20 protein-coding genes and 1 tRNA gene are annotated in these 24306 nt (G+C 59.8%); 12 read left to right on the forward strand and 9 right to left on the reverse strand.

The genetic code is table 11. The features are described from left to right. Positions 1-20: 20 nt before the first annotated feature. Both LCH97_RS01845 and LCH97_RS01850 read left to right on the forward strand, forming a co-directional pair. Positions 21-1157 carry a Wzz/FepE/Etk N-terminal domain-containing protein gene (locus LCH97_RS01845; protein ID WP_227303105.1) on the forward strand — a complete coding sequence of 379 codons (1137 nt, stop codon included), beginning with the start codon at positions 21-23 and terminating at the stop codon, positions 1155-1157. Between the two features lie 87 nt (positions 1158-1244). Then, positions 1245-2375, forward strand: a complete 1131-nt coding sequence (locus tag LCH97_RS01850) for a glycosyltransferase (RefSeq protein WP_227303106.1) — start codon at positions 1245-1247, stop codon at positions 2373-2375. A 50-nt stretch (positions 2376-2425) separates the two neighbouring features. Here LCH97_RS01850 and LCH97_RS01855 read toward each other — a convergent pair whose 3' ends face one another. Together LCH97_RS01855 and LCH97_RS01860 are read right to left on the reverse strand one after the other, a co-directional pair. Further along, entirely contained in the window at positions 2426-3730 is a 1305-nt protein-coding gene (locus tag LCH97_RS01855) for a nucleotide sugar dehydrogenase (protein WP_227303107.1), read from the reverse strand. A 166-nt stretch (positions 3731-3896) separates the two neighbouring features. Beyond that, a complete protein-coding gene (locus tag LCH97_RS01860) occupies positions 3897-4631 on the reverse strand; it encodes a peptidylprolyl isomerase (RefSeq protein WP_227303108.1) in 735 nt (244 codons plus the stop codon). A gap of 204 nt (positions 4632-4835) precedes the next feature. Here LCH97_RS01860 and LCH97_RS01865 point away from each other — a divergent pair, with 204 nt between their 5' ends. Next, positions 4836-5336, forward strand: coding sequence for a GNAT family N-acetyltransferase (locus LCH97_RS01865; protein ID WP_227303109.1), 501 nt, complete (start codon positions 4836-4838; stop codon positions 5334-5336). Positions 5337-5463: 127 nt separating this feature from the next. Beyond that, positions 5464-6714: a nitronate monooxygenase gene (locus LCH97_RS01870; RefSeq protein ID WP_227303110.1), complete on the forward strand. Its 1251-nt coding sequence runs from the start codon at positions 5464-5466 to the stop codon at positions 6712-6714. A 70-nt stretch (positions 6715-6784) separates the two neighbouring features. Here the strand turns inward: LCH97_RS01870 and LCH97_RS01875 are convergent, their stop codons facing one another. After that, complete coding sequence (locus tag LCH97_RS01875) at positions 6785-7669, reverse strand: sulfite exporter TauE/SafE family protein (protein ID WP_227303111.1); 885 nt, start codon at positions 7667-7669, stop codon at positions 6785-6787. Positions 7670-7851: 182 nt separating this feature from the next. Between LCH97_RS01875 and LCH97_RS01880 the strand changes: the two genes are divergently transcribed. Beyond that, entirely contained in the window at positions 7852-8538 is a 687-nt protein-coding gene (locus LCH97_RS01880) for a MarC family protein (protein ID WP_227303112.1), read from the forward strand. Positions 8539-8589: 51 nt separating this feature from the next. Here LCH97_RS01880 and LCH97_RS01885 read toward each other — a convergent pair whose 3' ends face one another. After that, a complete protein-coding gene (locus tag LCH97_RS01885) occupies positions 8590-8862 on the reverse strand; it encodes a SemiSWEET transporter (protein ID WP_227303113.1) in 273 nt (90 codons plus the stop codon). A gap of 150 nt (positions 8863-9012) precedes the next feature. Between LCH97_RS01885 and LCH97_RS01890 the strand changes: the two genes are divergently transcribed. From LCH97_RS01890 to LCH97_RS01900, 3 genes are all read left to right on the forward strand, one after another. Further along, positions 9013-9774 (forward strand): TSUP family transporter, encoded by a 762-nt coding sequence (locus tag LCH97_RS01890; RefSeq protein ID WP_227303114.1) that lies wholly within the window; start codon positions 9013-9015, stop codon positions 9772-9774. Between the two features lie 72 nt (positions 9775-9846). Then, on the forward strand, positions 9847-10542 hold the full coding sequence (locus LCH97_RS01895; protein ID WP_227303115.1) for a TerC family protein: 696 nt from the start codon (positions 9847-9849) through the stop codon (positions 10540-10542). A 381-nt stretch (positions 10543-10923) separates the two neighbouring features. Beyond that, on the forward strand, positions 10924-11397 hold the full coding sequence (locus LCH97_RS01900; RefSeq protein ID WP_017509182.1) for an Lrp/AsnC family transcriptional regulator: 474 nt from the start codon (positions 10924-10926) through the stop codon (positions 11395-11397). Between the two features lie 80 nt (positions 11398-11477). Here the strand turns inward: LCH97_RS01900 and LCH97_RS01905 are convergent, their stop codons facing one another. From LCH97_RS01905 to LCH97_RS01920, 4 genes are all read right to left on the reverse strand, one after another. After that, positions 11478-12329, reverse strand: coding sequence for a 23S rRNA (adenine(2030)-N(6))-methyltransferase RlmJ (locus LCH97_RS01905; protein WP_227303116.1), 852 nt, complete (start codon positions 12327-12329; stop codon positions 11478-11480). A 109-nt stretch (positions 12330-12438) separates the two neighbouring features. Then, a complete protein-coding gene (locus LCH97_RS01910) occupies positions 12439-13557 on the reverse strand; it encodes a hypothetical protein (RefSeq protein ID WP_227303117.1) in 1119 nt (372 codons plus the stop codon). After that, positions 13554-16406, reverse strand: coding sequence for an ATP-binding protein (locus LCH97_RS01915; RefSeq protein ID WP_227303118.1), 2853 nt, complete (start codon positions 16404-16406; stop codon positions 13554-13556). Before LCH97_RS01915 ends, LCH97_RS01910 begins: the two co-directional genes overlap by 4 nt. A 203-nt stretch (positions 16407-16609) precedes the next feature. Then, a complete protein-coding gene (locus LCH97_RS01920; RefSeq protein WP_227303119.1) occupies positions 16610-18772 on the reverse strand; it encodes a malate synthase G in 2163 nt (720 codons plus the stop codon). A gap of 133 nt (positions 18773-18905) precedes the next feature. Between LCH97_RS01920 and LCH97_RS01925 the strand changes: the two genes are divergently transcribed. Next, the gene (locus tag LCH97_RS01925) at positions 18906-19802 is read left to right on the forward strand and encodes a LysR family transcriptional regulator (RefSeq protein ID WP_227303120.1); all 897 of its coding nucleotides are present in this window, start codon (positions 18906-18908) and stop codon (positions 19800-19802) included. A gap of 161 nt (positions 19803-19963) precedes the next feature. Beyond that, positions 19964-20048 (forward strand) — tRNA-Tyr (locus tag LCH97_RS01930). A 106-nt stretch (positions 20049-20154) separates the two neighbouring features. On the opposite strand, the gene corA is transcribed toward LCH97_RS01930, so the two are convergent. Further along, positions 20155-21126 (reverse strand): magnesium/cobalt transporter CorA, encoded by a 972-nt coding sequence (corA, locus tag LCH97_RS01935; protein ID WP_227303121.1) that lies wholly within the window; start codon positions 21124-21126, stop codon positions 20155-20157. Between the two features lie 259 nt (positions 21127-21385). On the opposite strand from corA, the gene LCH97_RS01940 reads away from it, so the two are divergent. Together LCH97_RS01940 and LCH97_RS01945 are read left to right on the forward strand one after the other, a co-directional pair. After that, positions 21386-23137 carry an ABC transporter transmembrane domain-containing protein gene (locus LCH97_RS01940; RefSeq protein ID WP_227303122.1) on the forward strand — a complete coding sequence of 584 codons (1752 nt, stop codon included), beginning with the start codon at positions 21386-21388 and terminating at the stop codon, positions 23135-23137. 61 nt (positions 23138-23198) lie between these two features. Beyond that, the gene (locus LCH97_RS01945; protein WP_227303123.1) at positions 23199-24209 is read left to right on the forward strand and encodes a nucleoid-associated protein; all 1011 of its coding nucleotides are present in this window, start codon (positions 23199-23201) and stop codon (positions 24207-24209) included. Positions 24210-24306: the final 97 nt, after the last annotated feature.

Consider the following 24306-nt stretch of genomic DNA (forward strand, 5'->3'; position numbering starts at 1 on the left):
AGTTAAATGACTGGATTGCCATGAATAATAATCAAGACAATGTAAAAGATCTGGATAACGAGATTGACCTAAAAATGCTGGTGGCACAGCTCTGGCAAGGTAGAGCCATTGTTCTGTCTGCTGTGGTTGCAGGTGGTGCCATTGCCTTGGCGATCAGTTTGTCTATCCGTCCGGTATACACTGCATCTGCCAGTATTCTGCCGCCGCAGCAGCAAGCTAGTGGTCTTTCGGCTGCTTTGGGTTCTTTGGGTGCGATGGCTGGTGTCGCTGCGGGTGGTGCTTTGAAAAATCCGAATGATCTGTACGTGGCGATGATGAAAAGTCAAACCGTATCGGACAGGTTGATTGCCCAATTTGACTTGAAGGCGCGTTACGAGGAGGAGAAACTATCTCTGGCACGCAAAGCGCTCGATGCGGTGGTAGTGATTACCTCGGCCAAATCTGGTCTCATCGAAATTAATGTTGATGATCATGACCCGCAATTCGCTGCCCGATTGGCCAATGCCTATGTGGTGGAGCTCAAGCGGCTTAATCAGAATCTGGCAGTAACCGATGCGGCTAAACGGCGCATGTTTTTCGAGAAGCAGCTGCAGGAAGTCAAACAGAACCTGGCTAAGGCGGAGTTAGGTCTTGAGTCACTGCAAAAGAAAACCGGTCTGGTATTGCCGGAAGGCCAAGTCGGCATGGTTCTGAAAACAGTGACCGAGCTAAAAGCTAAAATAGCTGCAAAAGAAGTTGAAATTGTTGCCATGCGCAGTTTTGCCACAGAAAAAAACCCTGATTTTGTTCGCGCTCAGGAAATGCTGGCAGCCATGAAGAGGCAGTTGGCCGCATTGGATGATAGTGGGGGTGAGGGGAGTTTATCGGTGGGAGCCAAAAGTCTTCCGCAAGATGGTCTTGCCTATATCCGTGCTGTTCGAGAAGTCAAGTATAACGAGGCCTTGCTGGAGCTGATGGCTAAACAGTACGAGTTTGCCCGCGTAGAAGAGGGGCGTGACAGTTCCATGATCCAAGTGCTGGATGTGGCAACTGCGCCCGATCAGAAATCGAAGCCCAAACGTTCGCTGATTGTGATGTCTGGCGTGCTGCTGGGCTTGATGCTGGGCGTGTTGACCGTATTTATCCGCCCCTTTGTTGCCAAACTGCGCGCTAACTAGTCAGGTCTTGTGCCGGTCATCAGGGTGCAACCCACTGACTGCATTGTGGCTTTGATTTTTTTTGCTTGCATTTTTGATTGTAAGTCAATGGAAATTTACCTGTTTTTCGCAAGTCTTGTGTGCTCGCTGGTAGTGGCGATGCTGATTATTCGATACCAGCATTTGCACGAGCGTTTTTCGCTTGACCACGATCTGGCAGGGGTGCAGAAGTTTCATGTCACTCCCACGCCGCGTATCGGTGGGGTGCCGGTGTTTGGTGGCTTTGTTGCTGGTGCCTTGGTCTACGGCTTTCAATCGGATTTTGCAGAAATCGGTTTGTTGTTGGCCGCCTCATTGCCTGTGTTTGTGGCTGGTTTGGTGGAGGATCTCACCAAGCGTGTCAGCCCTATGGTGCGCTTGCTGGCGGCTTTCTTGTCCGCGGGTCTGGGGGTGATGTTGCTGAACGCAGTACTGGTGCGCCTGGGTTTGCCGCTGGTCGATGGCGTATTGCTAGCTTACCCGCCCCTGGCGGTGTTGGTGACAGTGTTCGCCGTGGGCGGCGTGTGCCATTCGGTAAACATTATTGATGGCTACAATGGTTTGATGGGGGGGGTAAGTGTGTTGGCATCGCTGGCATTCGCTTACGTGTCCTACCAGCTGGGTGATGGCTTGCTGTTTTCGGTGTCGCTGTCCCTTGCAGCCGCCTTGCTGGGCTTTCTGGTGTGGAACTTTCCGCGCGGCCTGATTTTTGCCGGTGATGCGGGAGCGTACTTTGTCGGTTTCATGCTGGCAGAGCTTGCGGTGCTGCTGGTTGCCCGTCATCCGCAAACGCTATCGCCATGGTTTCCATTGCTGGTACTGATTTATCCGATTTTCGAGACGGTCTTTACGATCTTGCGCCGTCGTCAGCGCAAAGTGGCGGCAGGCTTGCCTGATAGCATGCACTTTCATCAGGTGGTGTACAAGCGCCTGGTACGCTGGATGATCGGTCGACGTAACGCCAAGTATCTGCTTAAGCGCAACAGTATGACTGCGCCCTACCTGTGGGCCATGGCCTTGCTAACGGTCTCTCCGGCCATGCTGTTCTGGCAGTATGAGTGGGTTTTGCAGTTGTTCTGTATCTTGTTTATTGCCACCTATGTCTGGTTGTACCGTCGCATTGTGCGGTTCCGCTCGCCGCGTTGGCTGGTTTATCGCAAGGTAGTGCATGACAAGGAGCATTACGCTCCGCATGATTAGTTTGCAGTTATATGAATAGAAAAGCCGCCTTTGGCGGCTTTTCTATTTGTTTAGGCTTTGACAATATTGACGGCTGGATTCAAATATTTGCCCCGGCTATCTACTACCAGCTGGGCATGTTGGCGAATCATGTCGTAGTCAAACTTGTCATGGTCGGTGGCCAGCAAGACACAATCGTATGTCGCCAAGGTGTCAGCGGACAGTTCTGCGCTGCTTAGCTCGAAATGATGTTCGCGCATTTTGGGGAATACAGGCACGTGCGGGTCGCTATAGCTGATGTCCGCGCCCAGGTCGCGCAGTTTTTCCATCAAGAATACCGACGGGCTTTCGCGCATATCGTCTACGTTCTTCTTGTAGGCGATGCCCAGCACCAGGATCTTGCTACCGTTGATGGCTTTCTTGCGTTCGTTCAGTGCCGAGGCAATCTTGCTTACCACGTAGTCTGGCATGGACGAGTTAACCTCACCCGCCAGCTCGATAAAACGCGTGTGTACGCCGTACTCGCGGGCTTTCCAGGTCAGATAGAATGGGTCGATAGGAATGCAGTGGCCGCCCAGGCCCGGGCCCGGGTAGTAAGGCACAAAGCCGAAGGGCTTGGTGGCCGCGGCGCGGATCACTTCGTGAATATCGATGCCCATTTTGTCGGCGACGATCTTCATTTCGTTGACTAGGCCAATGTTTACCGCGCGGTGGATGTTTTCCAGCAGTTTGGTCATCTCTGCGGCGCGGGTGCTAGATACCGGCACTACTTTGTCGATGACCGCGCCGTATAGCGCCACGCCGATTTCCTGGCACGCCTCGGTAACGCCGCCGCATACTTTAGGGATAGTGCGGGTGGTGAAGTTGGGGTTGCCCGGGTCTTCGCGCTCTGGCGAGAACACCAGGAAGGCATCCTGGCCTACCTTGAAGCCGCGGGACTCGATGCGTGGCAGCAGCTCTTCGTCGGTGGTGCCCGGGTAGGTGGTCGATTCCAGCGACACCAGGTGGCCGGCGCGCAGGTGGGGTACCAGGCTATCGATAGTATTCAGGACGAAGGACAGGTCCGGTTCGCGGTATTTGTTCAGCGGTGTCGGTACGCACAGGATCAGCGCGTCGGCTTCCGGTGCGCGGCTGAAGTCGGTGGTGGCTTCAAAGCCGGCCGCACGGGCACTGGCGATGCTGTCAGCACTGATGTGTTCGATATAACTTTTGCCGGCGTGCAGGGCATCGACTTTGCTCTGGTCGATGTCAAAGCCCAGTATCTTGTAGCCGACTTCGGCAAAGCGCAGCATCAGCGGCAGGCCGACATAGCCCAGGCCGACAATGCCGATGACGGCAGATTTGTCTGCAATACGGTTCAGGAACGCGTTTTTCACAAAGTGTCTTCCATTATTCAATAAGCGGGGCTGCAGGGTGGGGCTGCCGCGAATGGCAAGTATTTTACGCCAAAACACGCAGCACAGCAGGCTGTGCTTGTAGCGGGCTGTACAAAGCAAAAAGCCCTGCCGGCCGTGTGGCGGGCAGGGCTTTCATCAGGCTGACTTACAGGGCAGGCATGCTGAAACCCTGGATATCGGCGGCTTTCACCAGCGAGCTCAGGTATTCGTGCATGGCTTGGCGGCCGGCCATTTCGTTCAGGTACTGCTGCAGACGAGGGAATACGTCGGCAAATGCCAGCTGGCCGCCTTCGGTGCGCTGTTTTACCTGGATGATGTGGTAGCCAAACTGGGTTTCTACCAGGTTCGGCGTGATTTGGCCGGCTTCGGTGCTGAATACGGCTTGTTCGAACTCCGGCACCATCTGACCACGGCCAAACTGGCCCAGATCGCCACCTTGTTTGCCGCTAGGGCAGGTGGAGTGCTCGGCGGCCAGGGCGGCAAAGCTGTCCGGGTTGGCCTGTACTTGCTCCAGAACGCCTTGTGCTTTGGCTTTGGCCAGCGAGGCGGCCAGCTCGTCGCCCTGACCCAGCGGGAACAGGATGTGGCTGGCAACAGCGCTTTCGCCCTGTTTGAAGTATTGCGGGTTGGCATCGTAGTAAGCCTGGCAGGCGGCTTCGTCTGCCGGGGTAAAGCTCAGCTCCTGGTCCAGCAGGGCGCCGATGGCCTGGCCTTCGTTGGCCGTGTCAAAACCATTCTCGCTGGCTTTTTGCAGCAGCAGCTGATGCAGAACCAGCTGTTGAACGGCGGCGTCACGCGGGCTGGCGGTATCTTCGTGGTTTGCCTGCTCGGCTTGCACCATGGCTTCGGTGATTTCAACGCCGTTTACGGTAATGGACATGTCGGTTTCCTGTGGAGAGTTGGTCTTTTGCGGCCTGCTATCTGGCGCAATACGGCAGTGTATGAGGGCAGTTTCCGTAATATCAATAGCCGGATTATGGATTTGTGTGTGAAAAATCCATCTGGCAGGGCAGGGGGCAGACGCCGCTGCCCGGCTGCGGTACAGTGCCGGCTGTTTGTCACTTTGCCGAGTGCCCAGGCTGCCATGCTTCCTATTGTTACTGCCCGTTTACGCTTGCGCGAGTTTGTGCTCGCCGATGCACCTTTTGTCTTGCAGCTGCTGAATGATCCTGACTTCATCCGCTTTATTGCCGACAAGCAGGTCCGCACGCTGCAGCAGGCGCAGCAATACCTGGTTGATGGCCCCTTGGCCAGCTATGCGGCCAACGGTTTTGGCCTGTGGTGCGTCGAGCGCATGTCTGATGGCCAGCCTTTGGGGATGTGTGGCCTGATCCGCCGCCATAACGTGCCGGATGTCGACGTAGGCTACGCCTTTATGCCTGCGGCGCGTGGCTATGGTTATGCCGTAGAAGCTGCTGCTGCGGCGCGGGCTTACGGCCTGGGCGAGCTGGCTTTGCCGCGCGTGGTCGGTTTTATCGACCCGGCGAATCGTGCCTCCGCTCGCGTGTTGCTGGCGATCGGTTTGCAGTCGCAGGGGCTGGTCGCGTTTCCCGGTGTAGAGGGTGATACCGAATTATTTGCCTGAGCTGGCGTGCAGCTCAGGGTTGGCCGCAGCTGTATGGAATACCGGCAACGAGCAAATGCTCTATTTTGTTGGATTTTATCAAGTTGCTTGGGCGATAATGCCGGCCATCTAAATGGAGAGATGTGTAATGCGTTGTCTGGATGATTTCCGTCTGCACCTTGCGGGCAAGGATCTGGTGCCCATCATGCAAGGTGGCATGGGTGTGGATATTTCTACTGCAGCCTTGGCGCTGGAAGTAGCCCGCCTGGGTGGTATCGGCCACATTTCCGATGCCATGTTGCCTACCGTGGCAGACCGTCGCTATGACACCAAATACGTGAAGAACAAGCTCAAACAGTACAAGTTCAACGTAGAAAATGCTGACAAGTCGGTCGTGAAGTTCGACCTGGACGAAGTAGCCGAGTCAACCCGGCTGCACGTCGAGGCCACCATGAAAGCCAAGCAGGGCGATGGGCTGATTTTCATCAACTGCATGGAAAAGCTCACCATGAATGCCCCCAAGGACACGCTGCGTGTGCGCATGCGTGCTGCCATGGACGCCGGCATTGACGGCATTACCCTGGCTGCGGGCCTGCACCTGGGCTCTTTTGCACTGATCGAAGACCACCCGCGTTTCCACGAAGTGCAGCTGGGCATCATCGTATCGTCGCTGCGAGCTTTGCAGCTGTTCCTGAAGAAAACTGCCCGCACCAAGCGTTTGCCGGACTACATCGTGATCGAAGGCCCGCTGGCAGGTGGCCACCTGGGCTTCGGCATGGACTGGCAGGACTACCATCTGGAAACTATCCTGGTAGAAATCCGCGACTGGATGCAGGCCGAAGGCCTGAGCATTCCGCTGATCGCAGCCGGTGGTGTGTTTACCGGTGCCGACGCGGTACGCATGATGGAGCTGGGTGCGCAGGGTGTGCAAGTTGCTACCCGCTTTACCGTGACGCACGAATGCGGCCTGCCGGACAAGATCAAGCAGGAATACTTCCGCGCTAGCGAAGAAGACATCGAGGTCAACCAGCTGTCGCCTACCGGCTACCCGATGCGCATGATCAAGCAGTGCCCCGCCATTGGCGACGGTATCCGCCCGAACTGCGAAGCCTACGGCTACCTGCTGGATGCCAGCGGCAGCTGCCAGTACATCGAAGCCTATAACCGTGCCGTGGCCGCGCACCCGGGCGAGCGCCGCGTGAAGGTAATGGACAAGACCTGCCTGTGTACCCATATGCGCAATTTCGATTGCTGGACTTGTGGCCACTACACCTACCGCCTGAAGGACACCACGCACCGTCTGGCGGATGGTAGCTATCAGGTGCTGAGCGCCGAGCACGTATTCCGCGATTACCAGTTCAGCAAGGAAGGCGTGGCGCTGCCCGCACAGGCCAGCTAAGCAATCCACCGTGCCTTGAACGACAAAAGGTTGGCCGCTGCGGCCAACCTTTTGCTTTACGGGGGCGTGATCAGGCTAACGCTTTGTACAGATTCCAGATCGACAAGCCGCTGATCAGCAGGCCTACCACTGTCATCAGTGCGCGCGCCGGCAGGTAGTGCGTAGTCCACGCAGCCAACGGGGCGGCGATCATGCCACCGATCACCAGGCCGGCAATCAGCTCCAGCTGCTCGAATACACCGATAAACACGGCAAACGACGCGGCACCCGCTACCGACAGGAAAAACTCCGCCGCATTTACCGAGCCAATCACCGTGCGGGGTGCGCCGCCGCGGCCGATCAGCGACGTGGTCACCACCGGGCCCCAGCCGCCACCGCCGATGGAATCCAGTGCGCCGCCCAGAAACGCCAGCGGGGCAATGCGCTTGGGTTGGCCGCGATCCGCCAGCTGCTGGCGCGCTTTCAGCAAAATATAGATACCCATTAGTAGCAGATAGGCCGATACCACCGGTTTGATGATGCTTACATCAACAAAGGCGAGCACGGCAGCGCCCGCTACCCCGCCCACTACACCGGGTATCACCAGGCGCTTGAACAGCTGGCGGTCGATATTGCCGAATTTCAGGTGCGCCAGGCCGGATGCGCCGGTGGTAAAAATCTCTGTCAGGTGGATGCCGGCGCTGGCGGCGGCAGGTGGCACACCCGCTGACATCAGTGCGGTATTGGCGGTAACGCCATAGGCCATGCCGAGTGCGCCATCAATAATTTGTGCCATAAAACCAATGGCGATGAACGTCCAGAACAGCGGGTCGTTCGTCCAGCCGCTGGCGGCTAGCAGCGCCTGTCGCGCTGTATCACCCAGGTGCAGCGTGCCGGCCAGGTGCAACAGGCCGGCGCTGGCCAGTACGGCTAGTAGCGAGTAGGTAGTCCAGTGGCGGCGCAGTCGGTGCAGCATGGTGTGGCTCCTGATAAGGTTGGCCGCAGTGTAGAGCTTGCCTTTATTGCCCCAAAGCTTGATTTCTGATGTTCTTAGCAGGTTTTTTCATAAGAACGGCAAGGTGTTGCGACTGTGGCGCTGGTAATGCCGGGCGGCAGTGCTAGAATCCGCTCATTATTCAATTAGCTTGGTGCCCGTGCATGACCCCGATGATGTCGCTGTTTGTCAGCAAGTTCCTGTTTGTGGCAGCCGCCTTGCTGCCCATCATCAACCCGCCCGGCCTGGTGCCTTTCTTTATCTCGCTGACCGCGCACAATAGCCAGCCGCAGCGGGCGTTTCTGGCGCGCCGTATTGCCATTTACTGCTTCTTGTTGCTGCTGGGCAGTATGTACATCGGTGGCTTTGTGCTGAGCTTTTTTGGCGTGTCGCTACCCGTGGTACAGCTATCGGGCGGCTTGCTGATTACCTTTGCTGCCTGGCGCATGCTGAACGATGCGCCGGCGGAGGCGTCGCCCGGTGTCGAGAAAATCGAAAACCGCGAGATACTGAAGCAGCGCGCTTTCTACCCGCTGACTTTCCCGCTGACGGTAGGCCCTGGCTCGATTTCTGTTGCCATCACCGTGGGCGCATCGCTCAGTAGCGCGGGCCGTGGCCTGGAAAAATTTGCTGTGGCACCGTTGGCCGCTGTTGCTGCGGTGGCGGCTATCAGCGTGCTGACCTGGTGGTGCTTGACCCATGCCGACAAGCTGATGCGCTATCTGGGGCGTACCGGCTCGGTAGTGTTCCTGCGCCTGACCGCTTTTATTCTGCTGTGTCTGGGTGTGCAGATCATCTGGGAAGGCTTCTCTGGCCTGGTGGAGCCGCTGCTCAAGAGCATCGGCAAGTAATCGCATTGCTTGTCGGGTAGCTAGGTAACAAGGGGGCTTGGCCCCCTTTTTTCATGATTTTTTCCGGCCTGCACGTATTTCGCGCCATTTCATCACCAGGATGATGGACGCCAGCAACAGGGTAATGCCATTGGCCAGCACAATAGGCAGCGCTCCCAGCCGCAAGCCGTAAGCCAGCCAGGTGGCCACGCCGGCTACCAGCATCAGATACATGGCGAATGAGATGCTGCGGGTATCGCCGGTACGCAGGGTGCGGATAACTTGCGGCAGAAAACTGGTGGTGGTGAGAAAGGCGGCAATATAGCCCAGCAGGTCTGTGGTCATGGTTGTTGCAGCTCAGCATGGCAAGGGTGGGTCGATACTATGGCTGTATCGGGCAAAACGTGCACGCAGTGTTTTTTCGATAAAGCTGCAATGCCCCGACAGCGGGGGCATATCCCGTTACAATGACGCCTCGCAAAAAACGGGGTGCTTATGTTTACGCTGGCTTTCTTGTGCGTGTTTGCTTTTCTGGCAGGCCTGATCGATGCCGCGGTCGGCGGTGGCGGGCTTATCCAGATCCCGGCGCTGTTCAATGCGCTGCCGCAGGTGTCGGTGGCGACGCTGTTTGGTACCAATAAAATGTCATCGGCGGTGGGCACGGTGTTTGCCGCACGTTCTTATCTGAAGCGGGTGACCATTCCGTGGCGGCTGGTGTTGCCGGCCGCTGCGGCCGCCTTTGTCATGTCTTTTGCCGGTGCGGCTGCGGTGAGCTATATCCCGCCGCAGTATATGCGCCCGCTGGTGTTGGTGTTGCTGATCGTGATGGCGGTCTACACCTTTCGCAAGAAGCAGCTGGGCGCCGTGCACGAGCCGGTAGCGATTGGCCGGCGCGAGATGCTGGTGGGGCTAGCCATCGGCGGGGGGATCGGTTTTTACGATGGTCTGTTTGGCCCGGGTACGGGTAGCTTTCTGATGTTTTTGTTCGTACGTTTTTTTGCGTTCGACTTCCTGCATGCATCCGCTTCGGCCAAGGTGGTGAACCTGGCGACCAACGTGGCGGCGCTGTGCTTCTTTATCCCCAGTGGCAATGTGCTGTTTGGCTACGCCGTGCCCATGGCGGTGTGCAATGTACTGGGGGCGCTGGTAGGCAGCTGGCTGGCCATGCGCAAGGGTGCGGGGTTTGTGCGTGTGCTGTTCCTGGTGCTGGTGAGCGTACTCATTTGCAAGCTGGCTTACGATATGGTGCTGGCCTGACAGCAAATTGAAAGTTTCCGCAGCGATAATCAGGGCTGCTCGTTGTAAAAGTTTTCGAGGGAGGATAACAAGATGTTTGAAATGATGGGTCAGAGTACCTTCTGGATTTCTGTGCTGCAGATTATCGCCATTGATATTCTGCTGGGCGGTGATAATGCAGTCGTTATCGCATTGGCTTGCCGCAGCCTGCCAGAAAACCTGCGCAAAAAAGGTATTTTCTGGGGCGTGGTAGGTGCCATTGGCCTGCGCGTAGTGCTGATCGCGTTTGCATTGCAGATTCTGGATATTCCGTTCCTCAAGCTGGTAGGTGGCTTGCTACTGCTGTGGATCGGTATGAAGCTGCTGGTGGGCGAGGATGACGATGGCCACGACGTAGACGGCAGTGCCCACCTGTGGGGCGCGGTAAAAACCATTATCGTGGCCGATGCCGTGATGAGTATCGACAACGTGATTGCCGTGGCAGGTGCGTCCGGTGGCCATATGCCGCTGGTGGTGTTCGGTATCGTGATCAGCATCCCTATCATTGTGTGGGGCAGCCAGATCGTGATGAAACTGATGGACCGCTTCCCGCTGGTGATTACCCTGGGCGGTGGCCTGCTGGGCTGGATTGGTGGCTCCATGCTGGTGAGCGATAAAGGCCTGACCAACTTTATCGGTACGCTTCCGGGCTGGTCGCATCAGGTGGCAGGCGCTGTTGGCGCGGCACTGGTGGTGATTACCGGTACCGTACTGGCCAAGCGCAAGGCGGCGACGGTGAGTGCCGAGTAGCACGGCATCGCTATTACGGGAAAACCGCCTGCGGGCGGTTTTTTCATGCCTGCGCAAAACGCTGCGGCCAACCCTAGGGTTGGCCGCATACGTCCGGCGTGGTGCCGGTGTGTCTTTTGTCCCGGGTGCTTGTGCCCCTTGTTTTACGCCTGCAGCTGGTGGCCCTTGTGGGGTGGCCAAGCTGTGTGGTGCAGCCCGTAGCGTGAATGGCGGCGGGTGGTCAGCGCACTTATGGTGCGCAGTCTGCGGTGCGTTTCAGTGGGTTTAATGTACCGCGTGGCCGGGTGAAGGTGCTTTTGATTGGCCGCCTGTTTTGCCATGATGGTGGATAAATCTTCTGCTGTTGTGCAAAATGCCGGAATGATCTGCCGGAGAGGCGCAATGGAAGAAAATACCTACAGCTTGAGTGCGCAAGACAGAAAGATTCTGCGTGAGCTGCAGCAGAATGCCAGGCTATCCAACGCCGAGTTGGCCGAGCGGGTGGGCATGTCGGCCAGTGCCTGCTGGAACCATACCCGCCAGCTGGAAAAAGAAGGCTATATCCAGGGCTATGTGGCGCTGATAGACCAGAAGCGCATGGGTTTGCGCGATACGGTGCTGATCGAGGTGACGCTGAACGCGCACGAGGAGGACACGCTGGCGCGTTTTGGTGCCGAGCTGGCGGCGCTGCCCGAGGTGCTGGAGGCGCACCTGGTGTCCGGGGAGTACGATTACCTGATCAAGGTGGCGGTAGACGGCACGGCAGGCTACGAGCGTTTCCTGCGCGAAAAGTTGTACAAGCTTTCCGGCATTCGCCATAGCCGTTCGCACTTCACGTTGCGCTGCATGAAGTCGGTGCCGTCGGTGCAGGTGTAAGCCGGTCTGTACGGGAAGCACACAAAGCAAAGCGGCCAACCTTGTCACGCAAGGTTGGCCGCTTTGTCATGGGTGCAGGCTCAGTTTTCGCGGTATTCCAGGCTATGCCAGGCGCCGTCGTCTACCGCCAGCGTTTTGCTCAGCCACGGCAGGGTTTCCTGCAGCGTGGCGTGCAGGGTCCACGGCGGGTTGATGATGAACATGCCGCTGCCGTGCATGCCGAAGCCGTCTTTGGATGGCGTGCGAACTGTCAGCGTAGCGTCCAGCCAGCTGTGGCAGGGCAGGCCTTTCAGGTCTTTCACCATTTCCTTGATTTCGGCGCGTTGCAGCAGCGGGTACCAGATGGCGTAGGTGCCGGTAGCAAAGCGTTTCAGCGCCTCTCTCATGGCTTTTACCACGTGCTGGTAGTCGGCTTTGTCTTCGTAGGGCGGGTCGATCAGCGTGAGGGCGCGGCGCGGCGGTGGCGGCAGCAGCGACTTGATGGCTTCAAAGCCGTTGGCACGCTCGACGCGCACGCGGCGGCCGGCGTCGGCAAAGCAGTCTTGCAGCAGCTGGTGGTCGCTGGGGTGCAGCTCGAACAGGCGCAGCTTTTCGCTGCCGGCCATGGTTTGGGCGGCAAACCACGGCGAGCCGGGGTAGTAGCGCAGCGCGCCGTCGGCGTCGGTATTGATGGCAGCAACCACTTCCAGGTAGCGCTTGACCGCTGCCGGGGCGTCATCGCGCTGCCACAGGCGGGCCACACCGTCTACATACTCGGCGGTTTTGGTGGCGTAGCCTTCGGTCAGGCTGTAAGCCCCTGCGCCGGCGTGGGTGTCGATATACCAGAACGGTTTGGCCTTCTGGCCGAGGTAATCAATGATCTGCACCTGAATCAGGTGTTTGAGCACGTCGGCGTGGTTGCCGGCGTGAAAGGCATGGCGGTAGCTCAGCATGGGTGGTGCACGGTAAGAAGTTGGCCGCCATTGTAGCGCATCAGCCGCCAGGCCGCCCAAGCGGCCGTGCGGGCTGGCAGCAAGGCCGGCGCAGAGGCCGGCCGGTGGCTTAGCGTTTTTTGCCTACAGCCGGTGTGCAGTTTTGCGTGGCGGTGGCGTAGCTGGTGTTCTTGATGGAGGTGTAATACAGGCGGCAGGCTTGTACTTCGTTCTTCCAGGTTTGCGTGCAGCTATCCATGGTGGCTTTGGCATCGGCCGACGGGTTTTTGCCCATGGCAGCTTGCCAGCAGGCCACGGTCAGATCCTGACGCATGATGCTGATGCCCTGGCTGTCGCTGCCTGCGTTCCAGATCAGGCTGGGGTGATTGCCGATGGCCACCGGTACTTGCTTGTTGCTGCCGATATCCAGCGGGAACTGGTCGCCCACTTTCAGCGTACCCAGCTTGAACTGGCTGGCCAGCCATTTGCGTGCCGGGCTGCCCAGTACCACCATGGGGCGCGGTACGCTCTGGCCGACTTTGGGCGCGGTCCAGCTTTGCATCAGTGCCATGGTGTACGGGGTAAAGGTGTCGTACACGCCTTCCAGTGCGGCGCCGGCATCGGCTGGTGCGGCAATCGGCGCGATATCGTCGATGGTCTGGTACAGGCCGTTCTGGCGCACGTCCACACCGTTAAAACCCAGCAGGTTGCCCCAGCGCACAGTGGTGGCGGCGCTCAGGTAGTCCTGGGTGTCGTTCAGCACGGTGTCGGGCGGGAAGTGCAGCAGCTGCACGGTATTATGGTTGCGCAGTGCCATGCCCAGGGTCAGGAAAAAGCGCCAGTTGCTTTGCCATTGCGGGGTTTTTTTCAGCTCTTCTGCCTTGGCGTAGCCGATGTCGCCAATGTCCAGATAGCGGCGGATGGCATCGCTGTAGTCATCCGGTACCGGGTATTTGTTTTCGTCCTTGTTGGCCGGGTTGGCCGCACGGTTCAGGTCGGCGTACAGGCGATCGCCGTTGCGATACACACGTACGGCAGAGGTATAGCCATCACGCTGTACGCTCTGACTGAGCCAGTGGCCGACGGTTTGTTCCAGCGAGCTGTCAGGTGCCGGGCAGTTGCTGATGCAGTTGGGGTAGGAAAACAGCCGCGCGGCGCGGTCCGGGCTGCCCAGGTCCACGATAAGGTTGTCAGCCAGGGCAACAGGGCTGAGTAGCAAGGTAATGCCAAGCGTAGCAAGGGTCTTCATTTGTGTTCTCTCGAGGCGTGCTCGGTGGTGTTGAAGTGTGCTTTCAGCCCGGCCTGGATGGCATCGATGGCGCTAGCCAGCTCTTCCACCAGCTTGGCGGGCGGGCTGCCTGCTTTGGCCTGGGCGTCCAGCTCTTTGGCCAGCTGCTGCATGTGCGGTGCATTGATGTAGTGCCCCACCGATTTCAGGTTGTGCGCAATCAGCTGGATGGTTTCGGTATCGCCGTGTTGCCAGGCCTGGCGCAGTTTGCCGGCGTCTTCGGCGTGGTGCTGGCGGAACTTGCGCAGCAGCGACTGGAACTGCTCGGGGTTAAGCGACATGGGCAACGGGCCTGCCTGGATGCCAGGCAAGGCATGGCTGCCGGGTGGGCTGCTGGCTGCTTCCTGGTTTTGCGGGCTGACAAAGCGGCATAGCAGGCGGTATAGCTGCTCGGGGGTGTAGGGCTTGCTCAGGTGCTCGTCCATGCCGGCTTCCAGTGCTTCCTGGCGGGCAGCATCAAAGGCGTGGGCGGTGACGGCAATGATGGGCAGAGTGGTCAGCCCCTGTGCCCGAATCTGGCGCGAGGCTTCCATGCCATCCATCACTGGCATGTGCACATCCATCAAGACCGCATCAAACAGACCGTGCAGTGCCATTTCTACCGCTTGTTGGCCGTTCTCGGCGCAGCTGACACTGGCGCCGGCTTCTTCCAGCAGCTCGCAGGCTATCTGGCGGTTGATCACATTGTCTTCGGCCAGCAGGATCTGCTTGCCCTGCAGGCAGCCGCCATTGCTGGCGGTCTGGCTGTCCTGTCCGGGCTGGGGTTGTTGTTCGTGCAGAATGGCTTGCCGTAATTGCTCCGGGCTCAGCGGCTTGACCAGTAGCGGCACCGGGCTGTCGTCGTCAGCCACGCTGCCGCTGTAGCGCGCGGCAATCAGCAGGATATCCGGCTCGCGGCCGGGTACCAGGCGGCGCAAGTTGGCCAGGTGTTCGGCGGCGCTAGCATTTTCCGGTAGCTCGGCTACCAAGAGCCCTGGGGTGATGTCGCCGTGCTGATAGAGCAGGGCGCGGGCGGTGCCGATGCCGCTGGCGCTGATTACAGTCAGCCCCAGGCTTTGCAGGATGTCGCTGGTGTTTTCCCGAATGCCCTCGTGGCGGTGAATCAGCAGCGCGGTGCTTTTTGCTGCCAGTGGTGTCACCTGGGTACCGGCTTCAAAAGGCAGGGTAATGGCAAAGTTGAAGCAGCTACCGTTGCCCGGGCTGCTGGCGGCCTCGATCTTGCCACCCATGGCGGCCACCAGTTGCTGGCAAATGGCCAGCCCCAGGCCGGTGCCGCCGTAACGCCGGGTGATGGACTCGTCTGCCTGGGTAAACGGCTGGAATAACCGTGTCAGGTGGGCTTCATCAATACCGATGCCGGTGTCGCTGACGGCAAAACTCAGCGTGATGACGCCATCTTCCGTGGCTTGCTGGCTATGCCGGCTGATGTGCAGGCACACCTCGCCGCTGTCGGTAAATTTCACCGCGTTGTTCAACAGGTTCAGCAGGATCTGGCCGAGGCGTACGGTGTCGCCGCTGAGTACGCGTGGTACATCCGGCGCAATGTCGATAATCAGCTCCAGCTGCTTGCTATCCAGTTGTGGTCGCAGCTGGTCGGTGAGCGAGCCGATGAAGCTTTCCAGTTTGAACGCGCGCTGTTCCAGCTGCAGGGTGCCGATTTCCGAGCGCGAGAAGTCCAGGATGTCGTTGATGATCACCAGCAGCGAGTTGCCGGCATGGTGGATCTTTTGCAGATAGTCGCGTTCGCGCGGGCTGCTGCTGTGCTGCAGTGCCAGGTTGGATAGGCCGATGATGGCATTCATTGGCGTGCGGATTTCGTGGCTCATGCGTGCCAGAAAGCCGGATTTGGCACGGTTCGCTTCTTCGGCGTGGCGCACGGCTTGTTGCAGCTCGCCCACCCAGGCCCGCACGAAGCGGTAGCCCAGCGACGCCATGGCCAGGAACATGATGGACAGCACCATGTAGACCGATGAGGAAGAGGCGGTGATCAGCTCCGCAGCCTGTTGCCAGCCCGCTACCGTGTTCAGGCTGGTGCTGGCGCTGACGGCTTCGTGGCTTAGCCAGAAAGACAGGGCGATGTACATATACACGCCAATGACGACCATGCCGGCTGCCAGCAGCATCCAGCGCAGGCTGGTGCGTGGGCTGTTGGCCAGCTGGAACAGGGCGCGGTTGCGCCAGTTGCATACCGGGTCGGCGACGACGGCCAGCACGGGGGCGGTAATGAACAGCATCTGCAACAGATTGCCCAGCCACCAGCCCTGCCACAGGCCGAAGGCATCGCCCGAGGCCATGTGGTTGGTGTGTATCCAGATAAATGCGCCACTGGCGCTGAACACGCTGCTGAAAAACGCCAGCAAACCATAAAACAGCAAGGAATCCAGGCTGCGCAGGTTGAGCGGAATCGCCATGGCGCGGTAGGCGATGGTGAAGACGGTCAGGCCTAGCGGATTGGCCAGGGCAAACAGCGCGGCCCAGCCCGGGGGCATGCCGGCGTATACCGACAAGATGAATGTAGACAGAAAGGCGGGGATCGCCCCCCAGGCCAAACCGAACAGCAGTGTCCACAACAAGCAGATGGTGAGTGGAGGGTAGGCGGAAACATAAAATGACACACCGCCAAAGTTCATCGGCATGCCGGACCACTGAAAAATGACAGCACCCAGACCCAGGGCAACGCAAGCGATGGTGGAAAAGACCCAGGCCAACAGTAGCAGGCTTCGCGGCGCGTTGGCGCTCATGCGCAAGCGGCGTAGGGAAATGGGCCGGTAGTTGCCACTTTCCATGGGGCGATTGCTTTGTATTTCCACGCTACTGTCCTGTCGGATAAATCAATCGGCTGGTATAGCTAGGATTCTGGCATAGGAAGGTGGCTTTTGTGTGTTGGATATGAGCAAAATTCAATAAAAAAGCGACGCAAAATAGCGTCGCTGGGGGCTCGGCAGCCAGCTTGCGGCAATTGTTAAGCAATTACTGCAAGCTGATGCTGATATTTATTGCCAATCTGGTGGTGTTACTGGGCTTTTGCCACCAGGCGCCAGGCGTGCAGCAGCGGCTCGGTGTAGCCGGATGGCTGGGCGCAGCCCTTGAATACCAGGTCGCACGCCGCCTTGAATGCCACCGAGCTATCGAAACGGCCGGCCATATTCTGGTAAGCCGCATCGCCCGCGTTTTGCTGGTCTACCACGGCGGCCATGCGCTGCAGGGTTTCCATCACCTGGGCTTCGGTGACGATACCGTGGCGCAGCCAGTTGGCAATGTGCTGGCTGGAGATGCGCAGCGTGGCGCGGTCTTCCATCAGGCCCACATTGTGGATGTCCGGTACTTTGGAGCAGCCCACGCCCTGGTCGATCCAGCGCACCACGTAACCCAGGATGCCTTGTGCGTTGTTGTCCAGCTCCTGCTGGATGTCGGCGGCGCTCCAGTCGGGGTTGGCCGCAACCGGGATGGTGAGCAGCGCGTCCTGCAGGTCTTCGGCCGGCTGTGCCTCCATACCTTTCTGTACGTCCTGCACATTTACCTGGTGGTAGTGCAGCGCGTGCAATACGGCGGCGGTAGGGGACGGCACCCAGGCGGTGTTGGCACCGGCTTTCGGGTGGCCGATCTTCTGTTTCAGCATTTCTGCCATCAGGTCGGGCATGGCCCACATGCCCTTGCCGATCTGGGCGCGGCCACGCAGGCCGCTGGCCAGGCCCACCTGGACGTTGTTGCGCTCGTAAGCCTGGATCCAGCTGCTGGTTTTCATGTCGCCCTTGCGGATCATCGGGCCCGCTTCCATCGAGGTATGCATCTCGTCGCCGGTGCGGTCCAGGAAGCCGGTGTTGATGAAGGCCACGCGGTGGCGGGCAGCGGCAATGCAGCCAGCCAGGTTCACGCTGGTGCGGCGTTCTTCGTCCATGATGCCCAGTTTTACGGTGTATTGCGGCAGGCCCAGCAGGCTTTCCACCGCGCCAAACAGCTCGTTGGCAAACGCCACTTCGTCCGGGCCGTGCATCTTCGGCTTCACGATGTAGATGGAGCCGGTGCGCGAGTTGCCGCGGCGTTGCTGGTCGTGCAGCGCGATCAGCGTAGTGACCACGGCGTCCATGATGCCTTCCGGAATTTCGCGGCCTTCGCCGTCGATAATGGCCGGGTTGCTCATCAGGTGGCCCACGTTACGGATGAACAGCAGGCTGCGGCCGTGCAGCGTCAGGCTGCCACCGGCGGCAGCAGTGTACTGGCGGTCGGCGTTCATGCGGCGGGTGAAGGTTTTGCCGCCCTTGGCCACGTCTTCGGTGAGCGTGCCCAGCATCAGGCCCAGCCAGTTGCGGTACACCACCACCTTGTCGTCGGCGTCTACGGCGGCAACCGAGTCTTCGCAGTCCATAATGGTGCTGATGGCCGCTTCCATCACGATGTCTTTCACGCCGGCGCCGTCCTGGGTACCGATGGCGCTTTGCTTGTCGATCTGGATTTCAAAATGCAGGCCGTTGTTTTTCAGCAGTACGGCAGTGGGGGCGGCAGCATCGCCGTTGTAGCCGATGAATTGTGCCGGCTGCTTCAGGCCGGTGCTGCTGCCGTTTTGCAGTAGCACTTCCAGCTGGCCATTGGCTACGCGGTAGGCGGCGGCCTGGCTGTGCGAGCCGGCTTCCAGTGCGGCGGCCTGGTCCAGGAAGGCGCGGCCAAAGGCAATGACCTTGCCGCCGCGCGCCGGGTTATAGGCGCCAGCGCGGGTGGCACCGTCGTCTTCGCTGATGGCGTCGGTGCCGTACAGTGCATCGTACAGGCTGCCCCAGCGCGCGTTGGCCGCATTCAGTGCGTAGCGGGCGTTCATCACCGGTACCACCAGTTGCGGGCCTGCTTGTTCCGCCAGCTCGGTATCGATATTGCTGGTGTCGATGCGGCTGTCGGCCGGTACCGGTTTCAGGTAGCCGATGCTGGACAGGAAAGCCTTGTAGGCGGCCATGTCGGCAATCGGGCCGGGCTGCTGGCGGTGCCACTGGTCGATTTCGGTTTGCAGGCGGTCGCGCTCGGCCAGCAGGGCGCGGTTTTTCGGTGCCAGGGTATGTACCAGCGCATCGAAGCCTTGCCAGAAAGCTTCGCTAGCCATGCCGGTGCCGGGCAGGGCTTCCTGTTCGATAAAGTCGTGAAGGTTGGCCGCAACGGCGAGGCGATGCTTCTGGATACGTGCAGTCATGGAAGGCTCTCTATTGTCGTGTTGCGCGGCTGCGCATGGGTTTGGAATAAGTATGGATGACGTCAGTGTAGCCATGTTGCTGCGCTGCGCAAAGCGCTAAAATGCCATAACATTTTTTACTTTTGGTGTACTAATGAGCGCCATAAAGCAGCTGGAAACCTTTGTTTCAGTGGTTAATCTGGGCAGCCTTTCTGCGGCCGCCCGGCAGGAGGATGTGGTGCCGGCCATAGTTGGCCGCCGGCTGGATGCGCTGGAAAACCGCCTGGGGGTCAAGCTGCTGGTGCGTACCACGCGCAGTATTTCGCTGACCCAGGAGGGCTCGGCCTTTTACGAGGATTGCCTGCGCATTCTGGGTGACCTGGCCGAAGCCGAGTCTGCCGTAGCCAGCGGTAACGCGCGCGCGCGCGGGCACCTGCGGCTGTCGGCGCCCGCCGGTTTTGGCCGCCGCCATGTGGCGCCGCACGTGGCCAGCTTTTTGCGGCAGCACCCCGATATCCGCATTACGCTGGACTTGTCCGACCGGCTGACCGACCTGGTGCGTGACCGTATCGACTGCGCCATCCGCATCTCCGACCTGGCCGACTCCAGCCTGATTGCCGTGCGGCTGGCAGAAAACCGCCGCGTGGTGGTGGCGGCACCGGCCTATCTGGCGCAGCGCGGCACGCCCAAGGTGCTGGCCGACCTGGAGCAGCACGATTGCCTGTCTCTGGGCGAGAGCCAGAGCCGCGGCTGGACGTTCAAAGTAGGCGGCGAGCTGGTGAACCTGAAAGTGCGCGGTGCGCTGGAGTGCAACGATGGCGCCGTGCTGCACGATTGGGCGCTGCAGGGGTTGGGACTGACCTGGCGCTCGATGTGGGAAGTAAAAGACGACATTACCGAAGGCCGCTTGGTCACCGTGCTGGATCGTTTTTCCTCGCCGGATTACCCGGTATACGCCGTGGTGGCGCAGCGCAAGTTTCTGCCGGGCAGGGTGCGTTTGTTTATCGAGCACCTGCGCGAGGTCTACGCCACGCCGGGTTATTGGGATTAAGTGCTGCCGGGCATTGCTTGCGCATGCAATAGCGCCAGTATGGTATTGGCAAGTGTTTGATAAATAATGGCCTGTTTTTGTCTATCGAAAAAAATGCAAAAAAATAGCAAACAGGGGCTTGACGCAGCTTGGCCGCATTGACATAATTCGCCTCCTGTTCTGGCGGGGTTCCCGAGCGGTCAAAGGGATCAGACTGTAAATCTGACGGTTCTGCCTTCGAAGGTTCGAATCCTTCCCCCGCCACCAGAATACTGAAAAGCCCGTGTCGAAAGACGCGGGCTTTTCGCATTCCGGCGCGCAATGCCTGGTGGCTGCGGCTAACCTGCTGCTGCGCAGCCTTGGCGGGCCTTCGCTACAGCCAGCCAGACTGCTTGAAGCGCCACCACAGTATGGCGTCCAGCACCAGCATGATCAGCAGGGTGATGGGGTAGCCGTCTACCGACTTCAGCTCCGGCATATGCTCGAAGTTCATGCCGTAAATACCGGCAATCATGGTGGGTACGGCAAATAGTGCCGCCCAGGCGGCCAGTTTCTTGCTGACGCTGGAATCGTCCAGCGAAATCATGGCCAGGTTGACCTGGATGGCGGTAGACAGGATGTCGCGCTGCGATTCCAGGTTGCGGATGATGCGCGCCAGGTGGTCGTCCACGTCGCGGTAGTAGTCCTGCAGCCCGCTGCACACGCGCGGAACGCGGCCGCCGTGCAGGCGCGCCGTGGCTTCGTGCAGCGGCACCAGCGCGTGGCTCACCATCACCAGCTTGCGCTTCAGTGCGTACAGGTCTTCGATATTCTGCCGCGCCGAACCGTTGCGCGAAAACAGCCGGTCTTCCAGCGCTTCGAGCTCGTCTTCCAGCTGGTGCATTACCGAAAAATAGCGGTCTACCACCGCGTCCATCAGCGCATAAAACACAAAGCCGGCGCCGTGTTGCAGCAGGTGCGGCTCTTTTTCGCAGCGTTCGCGCACGTTCTGGAAGCCCTTGCGCGTGCCGTTGCGGATGGACAGCACGTAGTTTGCCCCCACGAACACATCGACTTCGCCCTCGTTCAGGTTGCCTTCGTCGTCCAGCTGCAGGGTTTTCATTACGCAGAACAGCATGTCGCCGTATTCGTCCAGCTTGGGGCGCTGGTGGCCGTGCTGCGCGTCTTCCACGGCCAGCTCGTGCAGGTCGAATTCGTGGGTCAGCTCGCTGATTTCGCTGGGTAGCGGGTCTTTTAGCGCTACCCAGACAAAACAGTCCGGCCGGCGCAGGTAGTCGTGTATGTCGGTGCTGGCAATATCGCCCAGTTTCTGGCCGTTCTGGTAGGCCACGCAGTTGATCAGCATGCGGCTTGTCTCGTTATGGTTATGTTGCCGGCCTGGGTGGCGGGGCTGGCCTGGGGGCTTTACAGCTATTGTTGTGCCTGTGGCGGGAGATTGCCAGCTTCACGTAGACGCCGTGCGGTGCCGGCTTGATGGCAGGTGTGACGGGCTTTGGCAATAAATGCCGCGCTGGGCGGCGATGTCGCTTTGTCGTTGCCCTGCTCTTGAAATAGCCGATGTATGCGGCCATGTTCAGCTTTTATTCCTGTCTCAGGGTGCTGTGGTGAATAAACCAAGCCTGCTGCAAAAATTCACGCCGCTGGGCGGTTTGCTGCCCTTCATGCGCCCTTATCGTGGCCGTTTTGTGCTGGCAGGCCTGTCGTTGCTGGTGGCGGCTGCGGCGACGCTGCTGCTGCCGGTGGCGTTCCGCTACTTGATCGACCACGCTTTTACCCAGCGCCAGGCGGTGGACGGCTATTTCCTGGCGCTGTTGGGCCTGGCCAGTGTGCTGGCGCTGTTTACCGCGCTGCGTTTTTATCTGGTGTCGTGGCTGGGTGAGCGTGTCACGGCCGACTTGCGTAGCGCGGTATACCGGCACGTGGTGGGCATGAGCCCGGAATACTTCGAAACGCTGCAAACCGGCGAGGTACTGTCACGGCTGACTACCGACACCACGCTGGTGCAAACCGTAGTGGGCACCAGCTTGTCCATGGGTCTGCGCAATGTGCTGCTGATGCTGGGTGGCCTGGTGATGCTGGCGGTGACCAGCGCTAGCCTGACCGGCTATATCTTGCTGACGCTGCTCTTGGTCATCGTGCCGATTCTGGTATACGGCCGCCGTGTGCGGGCACTGTCGCGCTCCAGCCAGGACCGTATTGCGGACTCCAGCGCCATGGCGGGCGAGGCGCTGAACGCCGTACAGACGGTACAGGCGTTTGCGCAGGAAGGGCACGAAGTGGCACGTTTTGATGCCTCGGTGACGCGCAGTTTTGATACCGCACTGGCGCGCATCATGGCGCGCAGCCAGCTTACCGCGCTGGTGATCTTGCTGGTGTTCGGTGCCATCGTGTTTGTGCTGTGGCTAGGCGCGCACGCCGTGCTGGCCGGGCAGATGAGCAGCGGCCAGCTGGCGCAGTTCATTCTGTACGCGGTGGTGACCGCCGGTGCCATTGGTGCGGTGGCCGAAGTCTGGGGTGACCTGCAACGCGCCGCCGGTGCTGCCGAGCGCCTGCTGGCCTTGCTGGCGCAGCGCTCGCCAGTGCAGCCACCCGCACAGCCGCAATGGCTGCCACCAGAAGGCGAAGGCCTGCAGCTGGATAATGTCAGCTTTGCCTACCCCTCGCGCCCCGGCCAGCCGTCGCTGCAGGGGCTGAGCCTGCAGGTGCGCCCGGGCGAGCACGTGGCGCTGGTGGGGCCGTCTGGCGCCGGCAAGACTACGCTGTTCCAGCTGCTGCTGCGCTTTTACGACCCGCAAGTTGGTCGCATCCGCCTCAACGGTGTCGCCATCGACCAGCTGGACCCGGCCGCGCTGCGCCGCCACATCGGCATTGTGCTGCAGGACACGGTGATCTTTGCCGCCAGCGCGCTGGAGAACATTCGCTACGGCCGCCCCGACGCCAGCGACGACGAAGTGATCGCCGCTGCCCGCGCTGCTGCCGCGCACGATTTCATCGAAAAGCTGCCCGAGGGCTACCACAGCTTTCTGGGCGAGCGCGGCGTACGCTTGTCCGGTGGCCAGCGCCAGCGCATTGCCATTGCCCGCGCCATCCTGAAAAACCCGCCCATCCTGCTGCTGGACGAAGCCACCAGCGCGCTGGATGCCGAGTCGGAACAGCTGGTGCAGCAGGCGCTGGAGCACGCCGCTGCCGGGCGCACCACGCTGGTGATTGCCCATCGCCTGGCTACCGTCAAACAGGCAGACCGCATTATCGTGCTGGAGGATGGGCGCATCGTGGCCGAAGGCCGCCACGAAGAGCTGCTGCAAAGCTCGCCGCTGTATGCCAGGTTGGCCGCATTGCAGTTTGGCCAGGCTTAGAGCCTGGCGGCCGGATGTGCGATAATCGCCACCCGTTTTTCAGCCCCCAACAGGAAGCATCATGCAGATAACCGAAGCCCGCGTAGAACGCCTCGTGGTACACCGTGTCGGCAACCCGGCCCGCAGCGAGCCCTTGCAGCTGTCCGGCAAGGCCACCCAGGTGGACGAAGGCGTGTCGGCGCTGATTCTGGACGGCTACCTGAAGGGCATTGTCTCCGACAAGAAAAAGTACCAGTTCTATCACGAGAGCGACCTGAACCTGAACGAGCTGTACCACTACAGCCGCCAGTTCTTCCGCGGCGAGGCCGACCTGCTGGAGGTGTCGCAGCGCATCGCCAAGCACCTGTACGCCCGCTCGCAGCACCCCAATATCATGGCCGGCGACCTGCTGGTGATCCTGTTCTCCGGCCTGAGTGACGGCGACCGCGAGGTACGCGCGCTGGGCTTGTTCAAAGCCGAAATCCAGGAAGACTTCCTCACCATTGTGGAAAGCGGCGAGGTGTTCGACATCAGCCACGCCAGCGGCATCAACCCGCGCCTGATCGACAAGGGCGCGCTGCTGCTGGAGCACGGCCCGCTGCTGTACGCGGTAGACCGCCAGGGCAACGAGGCCAAGTTCTGGCTGGACGACTTCCTGCAGGCGATGCGCGTGCCCGATACCAGCACCAGCAGCAAGGTGGTAGCCGAGGTGCTGGAGCAGATCTCGGAAGAAATCGACGACCCGCAAGAACAGGTACGCTTCAAGGACGAAGTGATGAACCTGTGCAAGACCGAGCCGGAGCTGTCGCCGCGCCAGATGGGTAGCATGGCCGAGCGCTACGTGGGGCCGGAAGAGGTGGGTCGCCTGTTCGACAATGCCGCCGAAAGCTACGGCTTTTCGCTGGAAAGCGACGCGCCGCTGCCGGCGCAGTCGGTGGCCAAACGGCTGGAAAAGAGCTGGAGCAAGGTGGGTATCGGCCACGGTGTCAGCCTGCTGCTGCCGTCCGACCTTAGCCTGCAGAACGTGCGCAGCGTGAAAGGCGAAAACGGCGAGCTGACGCTGACGCTGTTCCTGCAGCAAAAAGAAGACTGAGCGCGTTTTTCGGGCCATATATTCAATGGCATTGATTTATTCAATATGTGCGTGCTGTCAGGTATTTTTGTGCTATGGATAATCAGACCTGCTGCAA

The organism is Vogesella sp. XCS3 (genome assembly GCF_020616155.1).
Taxonomy (GTDB): Bacteria; Pseudomonadota; Gammaproteobacteria; order Burkholderiales; family Chromobacteriaceae; genus Vogesella.

Excerpts from the sequence above, each read along its gene's own strand:
- LCH97_RS01845 (WP_227303105.1), top strand. The coding sequence starts at position 21 with ATGAATAATAATCAAGACAATGTAAAAGATCTGGATAACGAGATTGAC.
- LCH97_RS01850 (WP_227303106.1), top strand. The coding sequence starts at position 1,245 with ATGGAAATTTACCTGTTTTTCGCAAGTCTTGTGTGCTCGCTGGTAGTG.
- LCH97_RS01860 (WP_227303108.1), bottom strand. The coding sequence starts at position 4,631 with ATGTCCATTACCGTAAACGGCGTTGAAATCACCGAAGCCATGGTGCAA.
- LCH97_RS01865 (WP_227303109.1), top strand. The coding sequence starts at position 4,836 with ATGCTTCCTATTGTTACTGCCCGTTTACGCTTGCGCGAGTTTGTGCTC.
- LCH97_RS01870 (WP_227303110.1), top strand. The coding sequence starts at position 5,464 with ATGCGTTGTCTGGATGATTTCCGTCTGCACCTTGCGGGCAAGGATCTG.
- LCH97_RS01875 (WP_227303111.1), bottom strand. The coding sequence starts at position 7,669 with ATGCTGCACCGACTGCGCCGCCACTGGACTACCTACTCGCTACTAGCC.
- LCH97_RS01880 (WP_227303112.1), top strand. The coding sequence starts at position 7,852 with ATGACCCCGATGATGTCGCTGTTTGTCAGCAAGTTCCTGTTTGTGGCA.
- LCH97_RS01885 (WP_227303113.1), bottom strand. The coding sequence starts at position 8,862 with ATGACCACAGACCTGCTGGGCTATATTGCCGCCTTTCTCACCACCACC.
- LCH97_RS01890 (WP_227303114.1), top strand. The coding sequence starts at position 9,013 with ATGTTTACGCTGGCTTTCTTGTGCGTGTTTGCTTTTCTGGCAGGCCTG.
- LCH97_RS01895 (WP_227303115.1), top strand. The coding sequence starts at position 9,847 with ATGTTTGAAATGATGGGTCAGAGTACCTTCTGGATTTCTGTGCTGCAG.
- LCH97_RS01900 (WP_017509182.1), top strand. The coding sequence starts at position 10,924 with ATGGAAGAAAATACCTACAGCTTGAGTGCGCAAGACAGAAAGATTCTG.
- LCH97_RS01905 (WP_227303116.1), bottom strand. The coding sequence starts at position 12,329 with ATGCTGAGCTACCGCCATGCCTTTCACGCCGGCAACCACGCCGACGTG.
- LCH97_RS01910 (WP_227303117.1), bottom strand. The coding sequence starts at position 13,557 with ATGAAGACCCTTGCTACGCTTGGCATTACCTTGCTACTCAGCCCTGTT.
- LCH97_RS01920 (WP_227303119.1), bottom strand. The coding sequence starts at position 18,772 with ATGACTGCACGTATCCAGAAGCATCGCCTCGCCGTTGCGGCCAACCTT.
- LCH97_RS01925 (WP_227303120.1), top strand. The coding sequence starts at position 18,906 with ATGAGCGCCATAAAGCAGCTGGAAACCTTTGTTTCAGTGGTTAATCTG.
- corA (WP_227303121.1), bottom strand. The coding sequence starts at position 21,126 with ATGCTGATCAACTGCGTGGCCTACCAGAACGGCCAGAAACTGGGCGAT.
- LCH97_RS01945 (WP_227303123.1), top strand. The coding sequence starts at position 23,199 with ATGCAGATAACCGAAGCCCGCGTAGAACGCCTCGTGGTACACCGTGTC.